General features: G+C 61.7%; 18 protein-coding genes. 1 reads left to right on the forward strand and 17 read right to left on the reverse strand.

What is annotated here, in order from left to right; translation table 11 throughout:
• Positions 1 to 10: 10 nt before the first annotated feature.
• The 14 genes from Q7U49_RS09935 to hpf form a co-directional block, all read right to left on the reverse strand.
• Complete coding sequence (locus Q7U49_RS09935; protein ID WP_304764109.1) at positions 11 to 664, reverse strand: TenA family transcriptional regulator; 654 nt, start codon at positions 662 to 664, stop codon at positions 11 to 13.
• Positions 665 to 677: 13 nt separating this feature from the next.
• The gene (locus Q7U49_RS09940; protein ID WP_304764110.1) at positions 678 to 2,132 is read right to left on the reverse strand and encodes an AMP-binding protein; all 1,455 of its coding nucleotides are present in this window, start codon (positions 2,130 to 2,132) and stop codon (positions 678 to 680) included.
• Complete coding sequence (locus Q7U49_RS09945) at positions 2,122 to 2,778, reverse strand: thermostable hemolysin (protein WP_304764111.1); 657 nt, start codon at positions 2,776 to 2,778, stop codon at positions 2,122 to 2,124. The genes Q7U49_RS09940 and Q7U49_RS09945 overlap by 11 nt, the downstream gene beginning before the upstream one ends.
• Before the next feature lie 120 nt (positions 2,779 to 2,898).
• A complete protein-coding gene (locus Q7U49_RS09950; protein ID WP_322306537.1) occupies positions 2,899 to 3,138 on the reverse strand; it encodes a PsiF family protein in 240 nt (79 codons plus the stop codon).
• A 98-nt stretch (positions 3,139 to 3,236) separates the two neighbouring features.
• The gene (gene holA, locus Q7U49_RS09955; RefSeq protein WP_304764112.1) at positions 3,237 to 4,304 is read right to left on the reverse strand and encodes a DNA polymerase III subunit delta; all 1,068 of its coding nucleotides are present in this window, start codon (positions 4,302 to 4,304) and stop codon (positions 3,237 to 3,239) included.
• Between the two features lie 9 nt (positions 4,305 to 4,313).
• Positions 4,314 to 4,856 (reverse strand): LPS assembly lipoprotein LptE, encoded by a 543-nt coding sequence (lptE, locus tag Q7U49_RS09960; RefSeq protein WP_304764113.1) that lies wholly within the window; start codon positions 4,854 to 4,856, stop codon positions 4,314 to 4,316.
• Positions 4,857 to 4,865: 9 nt separating this feature from the next.
• On the reverse strand, positions 4,866 to 7,565 hold the full coding sequence (gene leuS, locus Q7U49_RS09965) for a leucine--tRNA ligase (RefSeq protein ID WP_304764114.1): 2,700 nt from the start codon (positions 7,563 to 7,565) through the stop codon (positions 4,866 to 4,868).
• Between the two features lie 54 nt (positions 7,566 to 7,619).
• Positions 7,620 to 8,051, reverse strand: a complete 432-nt coding sequence (locus Q7U49_RS09970; RefSeq protein ID WP_304764115.1) for a biopolymer transporter ExbD — start codon at positions 8,049 to 8,051, stop codon at positions 7,620 to 7,622.
• An 8-nt stretch (positions 8,052 to 8,059) separates the two neighbouring features.
• Positions 8,060 to 8,710, reverse strand: a complete 651-nt coding sequence (locus tag Q7U49_RS09975; RefSeq protein WP_304764116.1) for a MotA/TolQ/ExbB proton channel family protein — start codon at positions 8,708 to 8,710, stop codon at positions 8,060 to 8,062.
• On the reverse strand, positions 8,707 to 9,522 hold the full coding sequence (gene dapB / locus Q7U49_RS09980) for a 4-hydroxy-tetrahydrodipicolinate reductase (protein WP_304764117.1): 816 nt from the start codon (positions 9,520 to 9,522) through the stop codon (positions 8,707 to 8,709). The genes Q7U49_RS09975 and dapB overlap by 4 nt, the downstream gene beginning before the upstream one ends.
• 8 nt (positions 9,523 to 9,530) lie before the next feature.
• Positions 9,531 to 10,070, reverse strand: coding sequence for an outer membrane protein assembly factor BamE (locus tag Q7U49_RS09985; protein WP_304764118.1), 540 nt, complete (start codon positions 10,068 to 10,070; stop codon positions 9,531 to 9,533).
• Between the two features lie 88 nt (positions 10,071 to 10,158).
• Positions 10,159 to 11,109 (reverse strand): HPr(Ser) kinase/phosphatase, encoded by a 951-nt coding sequence (gene hprK, locus Q7U49_RS09990; protein ID WP_304764119.1) that lies wholly within the window; start codon positions 11,107 to 11,109, stop codon positions 10,159 to 10,161.
• 45 nt (positions 11,110 to 11,154) lie between these two features.
• Positions 11,155 to 11,613, reverse strand: coding sequence for a PTS sugar transporter subunit IIA (locus tag Q7U49_RS09995; protein WP_304764120.1), 459 nt, complete (start codon positions 11,611 to 11,613; stop codon positions 11,155 to 11,157).
• An 80-nt stretch (positions 11,614 to 11,693) separates the two neighbouring features.
• A complete protein-coding gene (hpf, locus tag Q7U49_RS10000; RefSeq protein ID WP_304764121.1) occupies positions 11,694 to 12,023 on the reverse strand; it encodes a ribosome hibernation-promoting factor, HPF/YfiA family in 330 nt (109 codons plus the stop codon).
• A 304-nt stretch (positions 12,024 to 12,327) separates the two neighbouring features.
• On the opposite strand from hpf, the gene corA reads away from it, so the two are divergent.
• Entirely contained in the window at positions 12,328 to 13,314 is a 987-nt protein-coding gene (gene corA / locus Q7U49_RS10005) for a magnesium/cobalt transporter CorA (protein WP_304764122.1), read from the forward strand.
• Here corA and Q7U49_RS10010 read toward each other — a convergent pair whose 3' ends face one another.
• The 3 genes from Q7U49_RS10010 to pntB form a co-directional block, all read right to left on the reverse strand.
• Positions 13,315 to 14,073, reverse strand: a complete 759-nt coding sequence (locus Q7U49_RS10010) for a 5'-methylthioadenosine/adenosylhomocysteine nucleosidase (protein ID WP_304764123.1) — start codon at positions 14,071 to 14,073, stop codon at positions 13,315 to 13,317.
• Between the two features lie 21 nt (positions 14,074 to 14,094).
• Positions 14,095 to 15,768 (reverse strand): long-chain-fatty-acid--CoA ligase, encoded by a 1,674-nt coding sequence (locus tag Q7U49_RS10015; protein WP_304764124.1) that lies wholly within the window; start codon positions 15,766 to 15,768, stop codon positions 14,095 to 14,097.
• Positions 15,769 to 15,934: 166 nt separating this feature from the next.
• A complete protein-coding gene (pntB, locus tag Q7U49_RS10020; RefSeq protein ID WP_304764125.1) occupies positions 15,935 to 17,377 on the reverse strand; it encodes a Re/Si-specific NAD(P)(+) transhydrogenase subunit beta in 1,443 nt (480 codons plus the stop codon).
• Positions 17,378 to 17,386: the final 9 nt, after the last annotated feature.

The following is a 17,386-nucleotide window of genomic DNA, read 5'->3' on the forward strand; positions in this document are numbered from 1 at the left end:
GAAGGGCCTTTCAGTGTGACACGGACAGCGTGCGAAACATGTCGCCATAGAGACGGTAGACGACCCGTGCCGTGTGCAGCACGGCCGTCTTGTCGTCTTCCTGGTCAAGTTGGTTCATCAGGTTTTCATACGTCTTGATGTGCGCCAGGTCGAGGCTGCCATGCGAAGCCAGGTAGCTGAAAGCCTTGTTCGGCAGCCCCAGGCTGCTCTGAAGCGTGCCGGCCGCGCGGGTGGCCAGGGCGATGCTGGTGCCCTCCAGCACATTGACCATGCCAAAGAAGCTGACCGGGTTGTGCCGCGCAATGCGGTCGTAGACATAGCTCACCATCAGCTCGGTGGGCAGGGCCGGCAGACTGCGACGCACCGCGTCGGCATCGGCACCGCAGGCGGCAATGTCGTTGAGGATCCACTCGTCGTGGCCGTACTCCTCGTCGATGTACTCGGCCACGGCCGCGCGCAGCCATTCGAGTCGGTTCGGCAAGCGTGCACCGCAGGCCATGAGCAGGGGCACGGTGTGCTTGACGTGATGGTAGGCCTGGGTCAGGAAGGCCACATAGTGTTCAAGGCTGACCTGGCCGCTGATGGCTTGCGCAATGATGGGGGCGGCAAGCAGGTACTCACGTTCCGTGGTGGATTGGGTCTGGATTTGATCGAAAAATTTCATGAATTTCAGGGGGTTAATGGGTGACAGGTGGGACGGCAAATTGCCCCTCGTAGTGCGCCCAGAGTGCGGTACGGCGCAAGCGGCCGTTGGTGGTGGCAAAGCCATTGGCCGGGCTGAAAGCGTGGTCGGCGCGCCGCCAATGCTGCACCCGGGCATAGTCCGGCAGGCCAACATTCACCCGTGCGACCACAGCGGCAACTTCGGCGTCGCTGAGCGCAGCATCACGCAGCACGAGCACCGCAAGGTTACCGGGAAGCGCCTCGCCATGAACCCAGGCCTGGGCGATGGGGGCTTGCTGCGTCAGCTCGGCTTCGACCCATTCCGGGTTCACGTTGCGGCCATAGGCGGTAATGAACTGATGCTTCTTGCGCCCGTGCAGCACCAGAAAACCTTCTTCGAAATGCCCCAGGTCGCCGGTGGCCAGCCAGTCATTTTTCAGGGCGGCGTCCCCCAGGTAACCGAGCATGCGCGCGCCACGCACCAGCACTTCGCCGTCCAACGCCAGACTGATTTGCAGGTGCGGCAAGGGTCGCCCCACGGCCCCGATGCGTCGGTGTTGCGGCGTATTGAGGCAGACCACCGAGGCACATTCCGACAAGCCATAACCCTCGAACACCGGCAAGCCCAGGGCATCGGCACGCTGCAGCAGTTGCGGTGCGACCCGGCCGCCGCCCACCGCGACGAAGCGCAGGCTGGGGGGTAAGGCCATGCCGCGCTCGGCCGCACTGACCAGCGCCATCAGCAACTGCGGCACAAGAATCAGGCTGCTTGGCGCGATGGTCAACACATGACCCAGCAAACGCGGCAAGTCCAGACCGCTGGCGCCTTGCAGTCCGATGTCGGTCATGCCCCGCAGCTCAATGCGTGCACCGGCCAGCAGCGGGGTGTATATGCCGGCAATGTTTTCCAGCAGCGTGGCCAGCGGCAACACACACAGATGGCGATCAGACGCGCAAGCGCCGGTGGCCTGCAGCAGACTTTGGGCCACGGCAAGTTGCACCCCGTCATCCAGGCAAACGCCCTTGGGCTGGCCGGTGGTGCCCGAGGTGTAGGTGATTTTTTGGGTGCCGTCGGGCAGCACCGGCACCGCGGTCAGTGCGCGCTGCGCGATGTCCAGGCCGCAGCCGACAAAGCCGCAACGGCTGGCCAGGACCGAGGGCCCGCCGATCAAGGTGTCAACGCCAGCGCTGTCCAGCACATGCACCTTTTGACGGTCAGAAAAAAAGTCGGGCACCGGCACGCAGACCCGCTCGGAAAACAGCAAGGCCAGGTCCCACAGCACCCATTCGATGCTGTTGTCCAGACACAGCGCCACGCGCTGCGCCTGGAGCCCGGTCAGCTGCGCCGTGCGTTGCTCAACCTCAACCAGCAGTTCGGCATAAGTCAGCGTGCGGCTGCCGTTGGACAAGGCGACCCGGCTGCCGTGGGCCGCCAGGGCTTGCCAGAAGGCGCCGAGTTCAGGCCGCATGTTGCAGCCCTCGTGAGGTGGCATGGAACCGGGACAAGTCTGCGGCCGGCTGCACTTCAGCGAGTTGCCGATGCGCCGGCAAGATCTCACCAAACACCACTTGGGGTGCGCTATCGTAGTAGCGACCCCACTCGGCCAGCGACTCCCCCATGCGCGCCGGGTCGGCCAGCCCCAGGGATTGGGGCGCCAGTCCAAGTCGGTGAAAGCTGTTGAGCACTTCCTGGGTGCCGGTAAAAGTGACCCAACGGAAACCCTGCAGCGCCAACTGGCGCGTCAGCTTGACGATCAGGGTGCGGGCCGTGCCCAGCCCTGATGCCGCCAGGTTGCCCACCTCGACGATCTGATGGCGCGCCACCTCGACGCCACTGCGCTCAAAAATGGCCTGCTCGATCGGGACATCCAGGTAGCGCTCGAGAAACAGCGGGCCACTGTCGGCCCGACGGCACCCCGCGGCACCGTGCAAACTGCCGTCCTCAGACTGCAAGCCAAACAGCTGCGGCATGAAGTGCGACACCTGCGCCCGGTGCGCCTGGCTGAAACGGCGCCGGATGAAGTCGGTCGCAGCCCGCTGGCCCGCCGCGTCGCGCAGTGGCACCAGTTCAAGGCGTCGCCGCGCCAGATTTGAAAAGTCAGAAATGAATGTCATGGCGCCAATGTTGGCAGGCCAGCATTAGCGGAAGATTAACCCGGACAAAATAAAAGCCCCCTGAACCTTCCGGGTCGAGGGGGCTGCGTGCCGATTTATTTAAAGTCTTGAAACCAGGTTTCAGCCCTTGTTGCTGAGACAGGACTTCATGAAAACCTTGCGCTCGTCGCCCTTGAGCTTTTTATCAGCGGCTTCCTTGTTGCAGGTTTTCATCTTGTTTTGCTGGGCGCTTTTGGCCGCGGGAACCGCCGGGGTGGCCGGAGTTGCCGCACTGGCCGCCTTGGCCGGGGTGGCCGGACTGGCAGCCTGGGCCAGACCCAGTGACAGGGTTAAGCCCAATAATGTCAAAAACTTTCTCATATTGCCTCCTTTGGATGTGAACAACAAACCCCCGACGGGAGCTCCAATTCACGGCGCATCTTGGAACTTGTTGGTTGACACGACGCTGACAGGCCGCATCACGCGGACGAAACGGGCTTTTGCGTAGCGCAGGCACGACACAGGCGCAAAGCCAGCAGTTGCAAGGCCTGCCAGGGTGCTGCCGGCCAGTCGGGCCGCTTGAGACCCTTGACCACGCCATCGACCTGGTGGGCATCCTGCAAAAATCCTGCCAGTGTGGCGGCGCTCAGGCGTGGCACGACGCGCTCGAACAGGCGCTCCTTGTTGCCCCATACCCGCAGTTCGCGCAAGGCCATGGGCAGCGGGCTGCCGCGGTTGATGGCGTCCTTGACCCGTTTCAGGGCACGGATGTCCTCGGCCAGGGTGTAGTGGACAAGCACCTCGGCCTCGCCCTCGGCTTGCAGGCCATCAAGCATGCGTTGCACACGCGCGGGCTGACCCGCCAGCACCGCCTCGCTGAGCTTGAAGACATCAAAGCGGGCCACGTTGAGCACCGCGCCCTCGATCTGCTCAAAACCGAGTTCGCCGGCCGGATGCAGCAGCGCCAGCTTCTGGATTTCCTGGTGCGCGGCCAGCAGGTTGCCCTCGACCCGGTCGGCAAAAAACTGCAGCGTGCGCTGGCCTTCCACACCAGCCACCACGCGCTGGCCCTGGACCGCCAGGCGCTGGGCAATCCACTGCGGCAGCGCAGCGCGCTCCACCGGACTGACCTCGAGCGTGACACCGGCTTCGAGCGCCAGGAACCAGGCCGCAGCCTTGGTCGCGCGGTCCAGCCGCGGCAGGATCACCACGGTCAGCACGCTGTCGTTGCCCTGCGCGGCTTGCGCCAGCTGCTGCAAGGCGACACTGCCGTCCTTGCCAGGTTTACCGGACGGAATGCGCAACTCCAGAATTTGTTTGTCCGAAAACAGGCTGAGCGATCCGCCAGCCGCCAGCACCTCGCTCCAGTCGAAATGCGCGCCCGACACGGTATGGGAACTGCGCTCGGAAAAACCCTGGGCGCGGGCGGCCATACGAATGGCATCCAGCGCCTCCTGGATCAGTAGCGGCTCGTCACCATGCAGCGTGTAGAGGCTTTTCAGGCCTTTTTGCAGGTGCGCGGCCAGCGTGGCCGTCTGGATCTGCATGGGCGCGCGTCAGTCCAGCTGACCCGCCTGGATGGCGGCCAGGCGGCGCAGGATTTGTTGCACGATGTCGGACTGCATGTCGCGGTACAGCAGCGCTTCCTCGGCTTCCTTGGCCAGCGCAGCGGACTCACTGTAGCTGATGTCGCGCTGCTGAACGATCTCGTCGCCTTCGATGATGCCCTTGCCCTGGGCCGTGCGCAGCTGCAACAGCACCCGGATGCGCAGCTGCAATTCACGCACCTGACCTGAAGAATTCACGCCGACCACCACTTTTTCGCGGGCTTCGTTGGTCACGGTCAAGACCAGTTGCGCTTGCGTGAGTGGTTCATTGGCGGCCAGCACCTGCACCGCCGAGCCAAAGCTTCGGCGCAGCTCCTGGGCCACCGCACCACCCGGCTGGGGCCCGATGGCGATGCGCTGAAAGGCAAAGGCCTGGCTGCCACGCAAGCGAAAGCCACAGCCTGCCAGGCCGGTGCTGGCCAGCGCCAGACCCGCCCATTGCAGTGCGGCACGACGGGTCGTGCCGGTCGTAAGGGAGGTAGGGGTGGACATCAGCATGATTTACAGCACCAGATTGACCAGACGACCGGGCACCACAATCACTTTCTTGGGGGGCGCGCCGTTGGCGAACTTTTGAAACATCTCGTGCGCCAGCGCCGCTTGCTCGATGGCGGCCTTGTCGGCACCAGCGGGCACCACAATCGCGCCGCGCAACTTGCCATTGACCTGCAGCATGAGCTCGATTTCGTCCTGCACCAGGGCATCGGGGTCGACCTGGGGCCAGGGCGCATCGAGCAAATCGCCCAGCGCACCGGCATAACCGAGCCCGGACCACAGGCTGTGGGCAATGTGCGGCGTGGCCGGGTACAGGCAGCGCAGCAAAATACCAAAACCCTCAACCAGTGCGACCTGAGCGCCTGCCGCGTCGAGCGCCTTGAAGTCCTCCAGCGCATTGATCATCTTCATGGCGCCGCTGACCACGGTGTTGTACTGCATGCGCTGGTAGTCGTAGTCCACCTGTTTGAGCACCGTGTGAATCTCCAGGCGCAGGGCCTTGGCCTCCTTGCCAAAGGCCACCGTTGCCAGGCTGTCCGCCGACGTCAGGCTGGCGCTGAGGGTGTTCGCAGGCGTGGCCGACAGCTTGACGCCAAAGTTCCAGACGCGGCGCAAAAAGCGGTAACTGCCTTCCACGGCGGCGTCGTTCCACTCCAGCGTGGCCTCGGGTGGCGCGGTGAACATGGTGTAGAGGCGCGCCGTGTCAGCGCCGTACTTTTCAATCAGGTCCTGCGGATCAACGCCGTTGTTCTTGGACTTGGACATGGTGCCCACGCCCTCGTAGTCGATGGCCGTGCCCACGGGCAGCTCGCCCACCGCCTTGATCAGGCGCGCGCCGGTGACCTTGCCGGCCTCGTCAAACACGTGTTCGACATCCTGCGGCCAGAAGTAGTCCTTGCCGCCCTTGTCGGTACGGCGCGAATAAATGTGGTTCAGCACCATGCCCTGGGTCAGCAGCTTGGTGAAGGGCTCGTCAACCTTGACCAGACCCAGGTCGCGCATCACCTTGGTCCAGAAGCGCGCATACAGCAGGTGCAGGATGGCGTGCTCGATGCCGCCAATGTACTGGTCCATCGGCATCCAGTAGTCGGCACCGTCGGCCACCATGGCGTCGGCGTTCTTCGGGTCGCAGTAGCGCATGAAATACCAGGAACTGTCGACAAAAGTGTCCATGGTGTCGGTCTCGCGCCGCGCCGCCTTGCCGCAGATCGGGCAGGTGACTCCGGCGTGGAAACCTTCGTGCTTGTGCAAGGGGTTGCCCGAACCGTCAGGAATGCAGTCCTGCGGCAAGACCACCGGCAGGTCTTGCACCGGCACCGGCACGGCGCCGTGCTCGGGACAATGGATGATGGGAATGGGCGTGCCCCAGTAGCGCTGGCGGCTCACACCCCAGTCGCGCAGGCGCCAGGTGACTTTTTTCTCGCCCAGACCCAATCCCACCAGGTCGGCAGCCACGGCATCCACACAATCCCTGAATTTCAGGCCGTCGTACTTGCCCGAGTTGACGGCACTGCCGTTGCCCTTTTCGGCATACCAGTCGTGCCAAACGGTGGCATCGAAGACCTCGGCGTTCAGCGCCACCACCGGCTTGATCGGCAAGGCGTATTTGAGGGCGAAGGCAAAGTCGCGCTCATCGTGTGCCGGCACTCCCATCACGGCGCCGTCGCCATAACTCATCAGCACGTAGTTGCCGACCCAGACCTCGACCTTGTCGCCGGTCAGTGGATGGATGACAAACAGGCCGGTGGCCATGCCCTTCTTTTCCTGCGTGGCAAGCTCGGCCTCGGTGGTGCCGCCGTGCGCGCATTCCTGGATAAACGCCGCCAGGCCTTGGTTGCCGGCTGCGGCATGGGTGGCCAGCGGGTGCTCGGCTGCCACGGCGCAAAAGGTGACGCCCATGATGGTGTCGACGCGGGTGGTGAACACGTACATGCGGCCATCGCCGATCAAGGCACCGGTGGCGTCCTTGATGTCATGGGTGAAGGCGAAACGCACACCCTCGCTCTTGCCGATCCAGTTCTCCTGCATCAGCTTGACGCGCTCAGGCCAGCCCGGCATGCGATCGCCGGTCACGTTGGCCAGCAACTCTTCGGCGTAATCCGTGATCTTGAGGTAGTAGCCCGGAATCTCGCGCTTTTCGACCACGGCACCGGTACGCCAGCCCTTGCCGTCGATCACCTGCTCGTTGGCCAGCACGGTCAGGTCGACCGGGTCCCAGTTGACGATCTGGGTCTTGCGGTAGGCAATGCCTTTCTCCAGCATCTTCAGGAACAGCCACTGGTTCCACTTGTAGTACTCGGGGGTGCAGGTGGCGACTTCGCGGCTCCAGTCGATGGCCAGGCCCATGGCCTGCATCTGCTGCTTCATGTAGGCGATGTTCTCAAATGTCCACTGCGCCGGCGGTACGCCGTTTTTCAAAGCCGCGTTTTCTGCGGGCAGGCCAAAGGCATCCCAGCCCATGGGCATCAGCACGTTGTACCCCTGCATGCGCAGTTGGCGCGTCAGCATGTCGTTGATGGTGTAGTTGCGCACGTGACCCATGTGCAGTTTGCCGCTGGGGTAAGGCAGCATGGAGCAGGCGTAAAACTTTTTCTTGGGCTGGCCGTTGACGTCGACCGCGTTTTCAGTCACGCGGTAGGCGTCGGCGGCGCCCCAATGGGCCTGGGCCGCGGCTTCAACTTCAAGGTGCTGGTATTTGTCTTGCATAAGGGTCTGAGAAGGCGGCGAGAGGGCCGCAATGGCGTGAAATAGGGCTTGATTTTAGGGTTTGGCCGCCGCTGCCGGCGCATCCGCCACGAAGCCGATGCGGTTCAAGCCGGCCGTCTGGGCGGCGCCCATGACTTCGACGATGCGACCATAGGGCACGGCCTTGTCGGCACGCAACAGGACTTCAGTCTGCGGGTTGACCCGGGCCGACAATTGAAGCTGACGCAGCAGTTCATCCTGGGCGACCACCCGGTCTTGCAGATAAGTCAGGCCGGCCGCATCCACCACCACGGTCACCGACTGGGGCGCATCACTCGCCGTGGCGGCCTCGGTGGTAGGCAAATCGAGCTTGATGGAGCTCGCCAGCAGCGGCGCGGTGATGATGAAGATCACCACCAGCACCAGCATCACGTCGATCAGTGGCGTCATGTTGATGTCGCTCATGGGCTGATCGCCCAGGGAACGGTCCAAGCGGCCAAATGCCATGGCCGTGCCTAGAGCGCAACCGCGCCGGTGCTGCCGAGTTCGCGCAGGTCACGGGCAAAGCCTTCAAGCTCGGCCTCCAGACGCGCCACCGCACGGCCCAGCACGTTGTAAGCCAGTACAGCCGGAATGGCCACCATCAGACCCGCAGCCGTCATGATCAGCGACTCACCCACCGGGCCGGAAATTTTGTCAATGGTGACCTGGCCCGCGCTGGCGATGCCGATGAGCGCATGGTAGATGCCCCACACCGTGCCCAGCAAGCCGACAAAAGGTGCCGTGGCGCCAATGGTGGCCAACAAAACCTGGCCATGCTGAAGCTTGGCGAGCGCGGCGTGCAAGGCGTTGCGCAGCACGCGGGTGAGTTGGTGGGCGCGGTCGCCAGCGCTGGCCAGGGTCTGGCTGGCTTCCAGGCGAGACGCCTGCACCAGCGGCAACACCAGCAGCTCGCGGTCAAAAGCACTTATTTTCTGCATGGCCTCGGCGACCGAGCCTGATTGCCAGAAGGCCGCAATGCAACGCGCCACGTCGCCATTGGCGCGACGCAACAGCCATGTTTTCCAGAGGATGACGACCCAGCTGGCCACGGACATGACCAACAACAGCAGCGCGACACCGCGCGCCAGCGCATCGCCTTGCAAAAAAAGCTGGGCCAGGTTCATTTCAGGTCGAGCACGTCAGCCATGTCGAACAACCCGCTCTTGCGGCCACGCAGGAAACGCACAGCCCGCAGGCTGCCTTGAACATAGGACACCCGGCTGGACGACTTGTGGCTGATCTCGATGCGCTCGCCGGTGCCGGCGAACAGCACGGTGTGGTCGCCCACGATGTCGCCACCGCGGATGGTGGCAAAACCGATGCTGGACGGGTCGCGCTCGCCGGTCACGCCCTGGCGCGCATACACGGCACAGTCTTTCAGGTCGCGGTTCAGTGCCGTGGCGATGACTTCGCCCATTTTCAGGGCGGTGCCCGAGGGCGCATCGACCTTGTGGCGGTGATGCGCCTCGATGATTTCTATGTCATAACCGGTATGCAGGGCCTTGGCCGCCATTTCGAGAAGCTTAAGCGTGACGTTGACACCCACACTCATGTTGGGCGCCATGACGATGGCGATGTCCTTGGCAAGTTCGACAATCTGCTGCTTTTGCGCGTCACTGAAACCGGTGGTGCCAATGACCGCGTTGACACCCAACTCACGACAAACCTGCAAATGCGCCATCGTGCCTTCGGGGCGGGTGAAATCGATCAGGGCCTGGGCATGGCTCAAGCCGGTGTGCAGGTCCGCGCTGATGGCAATACCGCTGCTCGAGCCCATGGCGGCCGCCGGGTCCAGACCGACAGCCGGACTGCTGGCCACATCGAGCGCGCCGCTGAGCTGGCAATCGTCCGCGAGAGAAATGGCCTCGATCAGCATGCGCCCCATGCGGCCGCTGGCGCCCGCCACGCAAATGCGGTGAAGAGAAGAATCAGTCATGTCAGGATTCAATTGGCACCGTTTTCCAGCGGTGGATAGCTGGCGGGCAAGGGCGGCAGGGGCTTGGCCACGGGTGCCGCGGTCACGGCGGTGGCCTTGAGGCTCTCCTCGGACATTTCCAGCACCGGCACCTTGCCCGCCTTGCGGCCGGAGTCCAGCGAAGCCACGAACTCTGCCTCGCTTGGCAGGGGGTCAGCTTCCACACGGGTCAGGCTGTTGCCCGCGAAAAACACGGTAACACGACGTGCCTGCGGCTCAACACCCTGACGCTGGAAGGTAAAGACATAGTCCCAACGGTCGGCATGAAAAATACTGACCAGCAAAGGCGTGCCAAGGATGTCGCGCACCTGCACGCGACTCATGCCTTGCTTGAGCGCCTCGGCCTGCTCACGCGAGACAAAATTGCCTTGGACAATGTCTATCTTGTAGGGCGTCACCACGCTGATCATGCGATTGCTGGCCTGGTCCAGGCTGCCACACGCGGTCAGGCTGACAAGCGACAAGCCGGTCAAACTCAAGCAAAAAAAACGAGGCAGAGACTTGGACATGGGGCTAGGTGGGTAGCAAAGGAGGAGTGGATTGTACCGTTTACCCCCATCGGCCCGTCCGCGCCGGGCAGGCCCGTGCGCCCCCTCGTCAGCCGGGCTCGTTCATCGCCACACGATGGCGTTCGACAAAGTCCTTGTAGGTGTCCACGCCGCGCATTTGCAGGATGGTATTGCGTACGGCGGCCTCGACCAGCACGGCAATATTGCGCCCCGCCACCACCTGGATCACCACCTTGCGTACCGGGACATCGAGCACATCCTGCATCAGCGGCTCGTAAGGGATGCGCTCGTAGTCACGTTCCATGGTCTCGCGTCGCACCAAATGCACGATGAGCTGCAGGCGCTTTTTGCGGCGCACCGCGGTCTCGCCAAAGATGCCGCGAATATCGAGCAAGCCAATGCCGCGCACCTCGAGTAAATTAAGCAGGAGCTCGGGGCAGCGTCCCTCGATCGTGTCCTGGTTGATGCGGTACAGGTCGACGGCATCATCCGCCACCAAGCCGTTGCCGCGCGAAATGAGTTCCAGCCCGAGCTCACTTTTGCCCAGGCCGGACTCGCCGGTGATCAGCACGCCCAGGCCCAGAATATCCATGAACACGCCGTGCATGGTGCAACGGTCAGCAAAATGCTTGGACAAATAGGCGCGCAGCACGTCAATGACAAAAGCCGATGAGCCCTCGGTGGCAAACATCGGAATCTGGGCGCGCTCACACATCGAGGTCAGGCCCTCCGGCGCCGATTGGCCATCGGCCAACACCAGCACCGGTGGCTCGAGCGTGACGATGCGGGCGATACGGCGTGCGCAATCGTCCGGCGTGGCGTTGACCATGTAGGCCACCTCGCGTTCGCCCAGAATCTGCACCCGGTAGGGATGAATGTAATTCAGGTAGCCCACCAGGTCGGCACCTGATCGCGCAGCACGCACCGCCACTTCGTCAAAGCGGCGCTCAGACGCGCCCAGGCCGGCCACCCACTCCCAGCGCAGACTGGCACGAAATGATTCGAACAGCACGTCGGCGCTGATGACATTGGGCTTCATGGCAGGCGCTCCGGCTCAAATGGATCGGGAGAAAGCAAGAAAATCTCAGGTCGATTGCCAGTTGGCAATGCGTTGGTAGAGTTCTGTGGCGTCCTGAATCGTCAAAAGTTGTTCGCGCAAGGCGACATCACTGAGCATTTCGGCAATTTCAGACAAGATTTCCAGGTGCTTCTGGGTGGCGGCTTCGGGCACCAGCAAGAAAATCATCAGGCCCACCGCCTGCTCGTCCGGGGAATCAAAGCCGATGGGATTGGCCAGCTGGATCACGGCCGCCATAGGCGCCTTGAGTCCCTTGATGCGACCATGCGGAATGGCCACGCCATGCCCCAGACCGGTGGACCCCAGACGCTCTCTTGAAAAAAGGCTGTCGGTCACCAGCGCACGGCTCAGGCCATGCAGATTTTCGAACAACAAGCCCACCTCTTCAAAAGCTCTTTTCTTGCTGGAAACGTCCACTTGGACCAGTACCTGTTCGGCCGAGAGGATGGAAGCGAGTCGATTCATGATGGTCTTTGAAGGTGCACAGTAAAAATTTGGCACAAAAAAAGCCGCACGCACTTGCGAGCGGCTTGTCAGATTTTAAATTACATCAGGCGCTTGGCCGCATCATGATGATGGGATTGCAAACGGTCCTTGTGACGCACCACCTGACGGTCGAGTTTGTCGACCAGTTCATCCACGGCGGCGTACAGGTCGGCATGCGCGCTTTCGGCAAACAACTCGATGCCCTTGATGTGGATATTGCACTCTGCTTTTTGCCGACGCTCCTTTTCCTTCATGTTTTCCAGGGTCAACAGTACCTTGACATCGACCACCTGGTCAAAATGCCGCTTGATCCGGTCCAGCTTGCTGGTCACATAACTGCGCAAGGCGGGGGTAACTTCCAAATGGTGACCACTGATTGTCAAGTTCATAAAAGCCTCCTAAAGCTCTTGGGGGAAAAAGCTGCCAGCCAGGCTGGCAAGCGGAAAAACAAATCGTGAAACCATGGTACTGACTATGCCCCGGCTTGGGGCAATTTGCAATTATTTTTTAATGATGCAATGCAGCATGCTGCGGTCTTGCGAGTGACTTCACGGGCGCAAAGGCGGCTGCAATGCGATAATCCGGGCGATCAAATGATTGCATTTTGACCGGATCCGTGGCCCACGAACGCCTCCCGGTCAGCCACCCTGCCGACCCAACGCATCATGACCTACCTCTTTTGGGAGTGAGCGCATGCTCAACATCTTCACCCTCGCCAACGGTCGCCTGTTTCAGGAAGAGATCGAATCCCTTGAGGAACTGTCGCGTTTTCAGCCGATCTGGGTTGACCTGGAGTCGCCCACGCTCGAAGAAAAACGCTGGATCAAGCAGTATTTTGGTCTTTCCATCCCGGAAGATGCGATGGACGAGGACATCGAGGAATCGGCCCGCTTTTACAAGGAAGACAACGGCGAACTGCACATTCGCAGCGACTTTCTGGTGGCCGACGAAGATGACCCGCACACCGTGCGGGTGGCCTTTATTCTGAACCTGGTCAACGACGAGCTCAAAAGCAAAGGCGTGCTGTTCTCGATCCACGACGAGGACGTGCCGGTGTTCCGGCTCTTGCGCATGCGGGCCCGGCGCGCGCCCGGCCTGATTGAAGATGCCAAGGAGGTGCTGCTCAAGTTGTTCGACGCCGACGCCGAATATTCGGCCGACACGCTCGAGGAAATTTACGATGAACTGGAAAAAGCCAGCGCCAAGGTGCTGTCGGGCGACGTGACCGATGCGCTGGCCGGTGAAGTGCTGGGCGCCATTGCGCGCCACGAAGACATGAACGGCCGCATCCGGCGCAACGCCATGGACACGCGGCGCGCGGTCAGCTTCATGATGCGCACCAAAATGCTCAACAGCGAGCAGTTCGAGGATGCGCGGCAAATCCTGCGCGACATCGATTCGCTCGACTCGCACACCGCCTTTTTGTTTGACAAAATCAACTTTTTGATGGATGCCACCGTCGGTTTCATCAACATCAACCAGAACAAGATCATCAAGATCTTTTCGGTGGCCAGCGTGGCCTTGCTGCCGCCGACCTTGATTGCCAGCCTGTATGGCATGAATTTCAAGTTCATGCCGGAACTTGACTGGGCCATGGGCTACCCCTATGCCCTGGGTTTGATGCTGGCCAGCGCCCTGGTACCCATGTGGTACTTCAGAAAACGCGGCTGGCTCAAGTAATTATTTTCCTGAACGCAACTGGATGAACTGGCTGACCACGGCCAGCGCATAAGGACTGGCCACCTGGGTGACAAAAGCCGAGAAATCCAGATGCGCCTGGGCATCGGCGCGGTCTGAAATGGTGCGCATGGCGGCAAAGGGCACGCCGTAATCGTGGCACACCTGGGCCACCGCAGCGCCTTCCATTTCGACCGCCAGCGGCTCATGACCGGCCGCCTGCAAGTCAGCGCGCATGAGGGCGGCAGCCACAGGGTCGCAGACAAACTGGTCGCCGCTGGCAATCAGGCCGCGGTGCACCTGGGGCGACGCCAGCGGCAAGTCGCGATGACAATGATCACCCACGCCCGCCAGTCCCCGCTGCGCGGCTTCCAGCAACAGCGCCGACAAGCGCGGGTCGCAGTCGAATGTTGCGCGCCCGTAGAGCGGGATCTCGTAGCGCGGAAAAAGCGGTGCCGAGTTCAGGTCATGCTGGATGAAGGCATCGGCCACCACGACATCACCCACCTGGACGCCGCAGCCAACGCCCCCTGCCACGCCGGTAAAAAGCACGCTTTTGACATCAAAAGCCTCCATCAGCACGGTGGTGGTGGTGGCTGCGGCCACCTTGCCGACCTTGGTCAGCACCAGCACCACGTCCTGCCCGGCCCACTGGCCGCACCAAAAGGTACGCCCGGCACGCTTGACACGCTGCGGCTTGTCCAGCCGTTCCAGCAGGCCCCGCTGCTCGTCGAGCAGGGCACTCATGATGGCCAGCGTCAAATGCGCACCCCTGCCAATCGATTATTTGCCGCGCAGTTCACGCCGCAGAATCTTGCCGACTGGCGTTTTGGGCAACTCATCGCGGAACTCGACAACTTTGGGCTGTTTGTAGCCGGTGAGGTTTTCCTTGCAATAGTCGCGTACCTGCGCTTCGGTGATGGCCGCGTCTTTCCTGACGATGACCAGCTTGACCCCCTCGCCGGTTTTGTCATCGGGCATGCCGACACAGGCGCACTCGAGGATGCCGTCCATTTGCGAGACCACGTCTTCGAGTTCGGTGGGGAAGACGTTGAAGCCGCTGACCAGGATCATGTCTTTCTTGCGATCGACAATTTTGAAGTAGCCGCGCTCGTCCATCAGGCCGATGTCACCCGACTTGAAGTAACCGTCAGCCGTCATGACCTTGGCGGTCTCATCAGGGCGCTGCCAATAACCGGCCATCACTTGCGGCCCCTTGATGGCGATCTCGCCCGACTGACCGATGGGCACCTCATTGCCGCTGTCGTCCAGCAACTTGAGCCAGGTGCTGGGCACCGGCAGGCCGATCATGCCGGAAAATTCGGCGCCGATCACCGGGTTGGCCGTGGCGATCGGTGAGGTCTCGCTCAGGCCATAGCCTTCCACAATGCTGCAGCCCGTTTTTTCCAGCCAGAGTTTGGCCACGGCACTTTGCACCGCCGTGCCACCCCCGGCCGACACCAGCAGGTGGCTCCAGTTCACCTTGCCAAAATCGGGGTGATTGGCCAAGGCGTTGAACAGCGTATTGACCGCCGGGAAGAAATGAACCTTGTGCTTGGCCAGCTCGGACAGCACCGCCGGGAAATCGCGCGGGTTGGGGATCAGGATCAGCTTGCCGCCCGCGCGCAGCGACAGCATCATGGCCACGGTAAAGGCAAAGATATGGTACAGCGGCAAGGCACAGACCGTATTCAGTTGCTCACCCTGCGGTACTTTTTGCAAGGCCGGGGCAAACCAATCGTCAGTCTGCAGCAGATTCGCCACCAGGTTGCGCTGCAACAGCACCGCCCCTTTGGAGACGCCGGTGGTGCCGCCGGTGTACTGCAACACCGCCACATCATCTGGCTTGATGACCGGTTTTTTCAGGCTGCCGCTGCTGGCCTTGGCAATGGCTGCATTGAACCGCACCGCGGTCGGCAAATTGAACACCGGCACCATCTTCTTGACATTGCGCACCACGTAGTTCACCAGGGTGCCTTTGAGCAGGCCCAACTGGTCACCCATGGCACACAACACAATGTGCTTGACCGGCGTGGCTGCCAGGCATTTTTCGAGCGTGGCCGCAAAATTTTCCAGGATCACGATGGCCTTGGCGCCCGAGTCTTTCAGCTGGTGTTCCAGTTCGCGTGCCGTGTACAGCGGGTTGACGTTGACCAGGGTGTAACCGGCGCGCAGGATACCGGCCACGGCGATGGGGTACTGCAGCACATTGGGCATCATGACCGCCACGCGGTCGCCCTTGGCCAGCCCCAGACTTTGCAGATAGACGCCGAAGGTCTGGCTCAGTTCATCGACCTGCTTGTAGCTTTGCTCCTTGCCCATGAAGCTGTAAGCGGGCCGGTCGGCAAATTTCTTGAAACTTTCCTCCATCATGGCCACCATGGAGGCATATCGGGTCACATCAATATCGGACGCAACGCCCGGTGGATAGCTTTTAAGCCAGATGCGATCAGTCATGGTGAAAACTCCAGGGTGTGAATGTGAGGGTGAATTTTCACCCGTTTGTCAGTTTCTGTAAGCTGTGTTTTCCCTAATTAGGCAGGAAACTCCAGAGTGGTGTCCTGGATGGAAAACCTCAAAAAAAGAGGCCCGAGGGCCTCTTCATCTTGGTTTGACGGACCACTCACGCCTTCAAGGCCGTCAGCACCTCGTCGAGCATCTTCTTGGCATCGCCAAACAGCATGCGGTTGTTGTCTTTGTAGAACAGCGGGTTGTCCACGCCCGCGTAGCCGCTGGCCATGCTGCGCTTCATGACGATGGAGGTCTTGGCCTTCCAGACTTCGAGCACCGGCATACCGGCAATCGGGCTGCTGGGGTCGTCCTGGGCACCCGGGTTGACGATGTCGTTGGCACCGATCACCATCACCACGTCGGTCTTGGGGAAGTCGTCATTGAGCTCGTCCATCTCGAACACGATGTCGTAGGGCACCTTGGCCTCGGCCAGCAACACGTTCATGTGGCCCGGCATGCGCCCGGCCACCGGGTGAATGCCAAAGCGCACATTGACGCCTTTTTCACGCAGGTGCTTGGTGATTTCGAACACCGTGTGCTGGGCCTGGGCCACCGCCATGCCGTAGCCTGGAACAATGACCACGCTCTTGGCTTCACGCAGCAGCTCGGCCGTCTCGGGGGCGCTGATCGGCGTCACTTCGCCGGCCGGCTGCGCGCCATCACCGGCAGGTTTCGGTGCGGCACTGGCGGTGCCAAAGCCACCGGCGATCACGCTGATGAAACTGCGCGCCATGGCCTTGCACATGATGTAGGACAGGATCGCGCCGCTGGAGCCCACCAGGGCACCGGTGACGATCAGCAAGTCGTTGGACAGCATGAAACCGGTGGCCGCAGCGGCCCAGCCCGAGTAGCTGTTGAGCATGGACACCACCACCGGCATGTCAGCGCCGCCAATGGCCATCACCATGTGAATGCCAAACAGCAGGGCGATCACCGTCATCACGATCAGGGGCAGCATGCCGTCAGCGATGGTGTGGGCGTTGACGAACTCGCGACCGAACCAGATCACCACCAGCAACCCGGTCAGGTTGAGCCAATGGCGACCCGGCAACAGCATCGGGTTGCCACTGATGCGACCGGAGAGCTTGCCAAACGCCACCACAGAACCAGAAAAAGTCACCGCACCAATCAAAATGCCGATATAGATTTCGATCTTGTGGATAGACTCTTCAGCGGAGGTCAAGGGGGTGCTCTGACCATCGACCCAGTGGAAGGACGCCGTCGGATCGATGAAGGTGGCAACACCGACCAGCATCGCTGCCAGACCCACCATGCTGTGCATCAAGGCCACCAGCTCGGGCATTTGCGTCATCTGAACCGTGCGCGCGGCATACAGGCCGACCGAGCCGCCGACCAGCATGGCACCAACAATCCAGGGCAGTCCAGCCCAGGTCACCTGGGGGCCGAACACCGTGGCCAACACCGCCAGCGTCATGCCGATCATGCCGTAGAGGTTGCCGCGCAAGGCGGTTTGCTGGTTGGACAGGCCGCCCAGGCTCAGAATAAACAAAATGGTTGCGCCGATGTATGCAACCGTGGCCAGACTTGAAGACATGCTCTTGGC

Source organism: Rhodoferax sp. (assembly GCF_030653815.1).
Lineage (GTDB): Bacteria > Pseudomonadota > Gammaproteobacteria > Burkholderiales > Burkholderiaceae_C > Rhodoferax.

Bases quoted from the DNA above. Each gene is read 5' to 3' on its own strand.
- Q7U49_RS09935 (WP_304764109.1), bottom strand. From the start codon at position 664: ATGAAATTTTTCGATCAAATCCAGACCCAATCCACCACGGAACGTGAG.
- Q7U49_RS09940 (WP_304764110.1), bottom strand. From the start codon at position 2,132: ATGCGGCCTGAACTCGGCGCCTTCTGGCAAGCCCTGGCGGCCCACGGC.
- Q7U49_RS09945 (WP_304764111.1), bottom strand. From the start codon at position 2,778: ATGACATTCATTTCTGACTTTTCAAATCTGGCGCGGCGACGCCTTGAA.
- Q7U49_RS09950 (WP_322306537.1), bottom strand. From the start codon at position 3,138: ATGAGAAAGTTTTTGACATTATTGGGCTTAACCCTGTCACTGGGTCTG.
- holA (WP_304764112.1), bottom strand. From the start codon at position 4,304: ATGCAGATCCAGACGGCCACGCTGGCCGCGCACCTGCAAAAAGGCCTG.
- lptE (WP_304764113.1), bottom strand. From the start codon at position 4,856: ATGTCCACCCCTACCTCCCTTACGACCGGCACGACCCGTCGTGCCGCA.
- leuS (WP_304764114.1), bottom strand. From the start codon at position 7,565: ATGCAAGACAAATACCAGCACCTTGAAGTTGAAGCCGCGGCCCAGGCC.
- Q7U49_RS09970 (WP_304764115.1), bottom strand. From the start codon at position 8,051: ATGGCATTTGGCCGCTTGGACCGTTCCCTGGGCGATCAGCCCATGAGC.
- Q7U49_RS09975 (WP_304764116.1), bottom strand. From the start codon at position 8,710: ATGAACCTGGCCCAGCTTTTTTTGCAAGGCGATGCGCTGGCGCGCGGT.
- dapB (WP_304764117.1), bottom strand. From the start codon at position 9,522: ATGACTGATTCTTCTCTTCACCGCATTTGCGTGGCGGGCGCCAGCGGC.
- Q7U49_RS09985 (WP_304764118.1), bottom strand. From the start codon at position 10,070: ATGTCCAAGTCTCTGCCTCGTTTTTTTTGCTTGAGTTTGACCGGCTTG.
- hprK (WP_304764119.1), bottom strand. From the start codon at position 11,109: ATGAAGCCCAATGTCATCAGCGCCGACGTGCTGTTCGAATCATTTCGT.
- Q7U49_RS09995 (WP_304764120.1), bottom strand. From the start codon at position 11,613: ATGAATCGACTCGCTTCCATCCTCTCGGCCGAACAGGTACTGGTCCAA.
- hpf (WP_304764121.1), bottom strand. From the start codon at position 12,023: ATGAACTTGACAATCAGTGGTCACCATTTGGAAGTTACCCCCGCCTTG.
- corA (WP_304764122.1), top strand. From the start codon at position 12,328: ATGCTCAACATCTTCACCCTCGCCAACGGTCGCCTGTTTCAGGAAGAG.
- Q7U49_RS10015 (WP_304764124.1), bottom strand. From the start codon at position 15,768: ATGACTGATCGCATCTGGCTTAAAAGCTATCCACCGGGCGTTGCGTCC.
- pntB (WP_304764125.1), bottom strand. From the start codon at position 17,377: ATGTCTTCAAGTCTGGCCACGGTTGCATACATCGGCGCAACCATTTTG.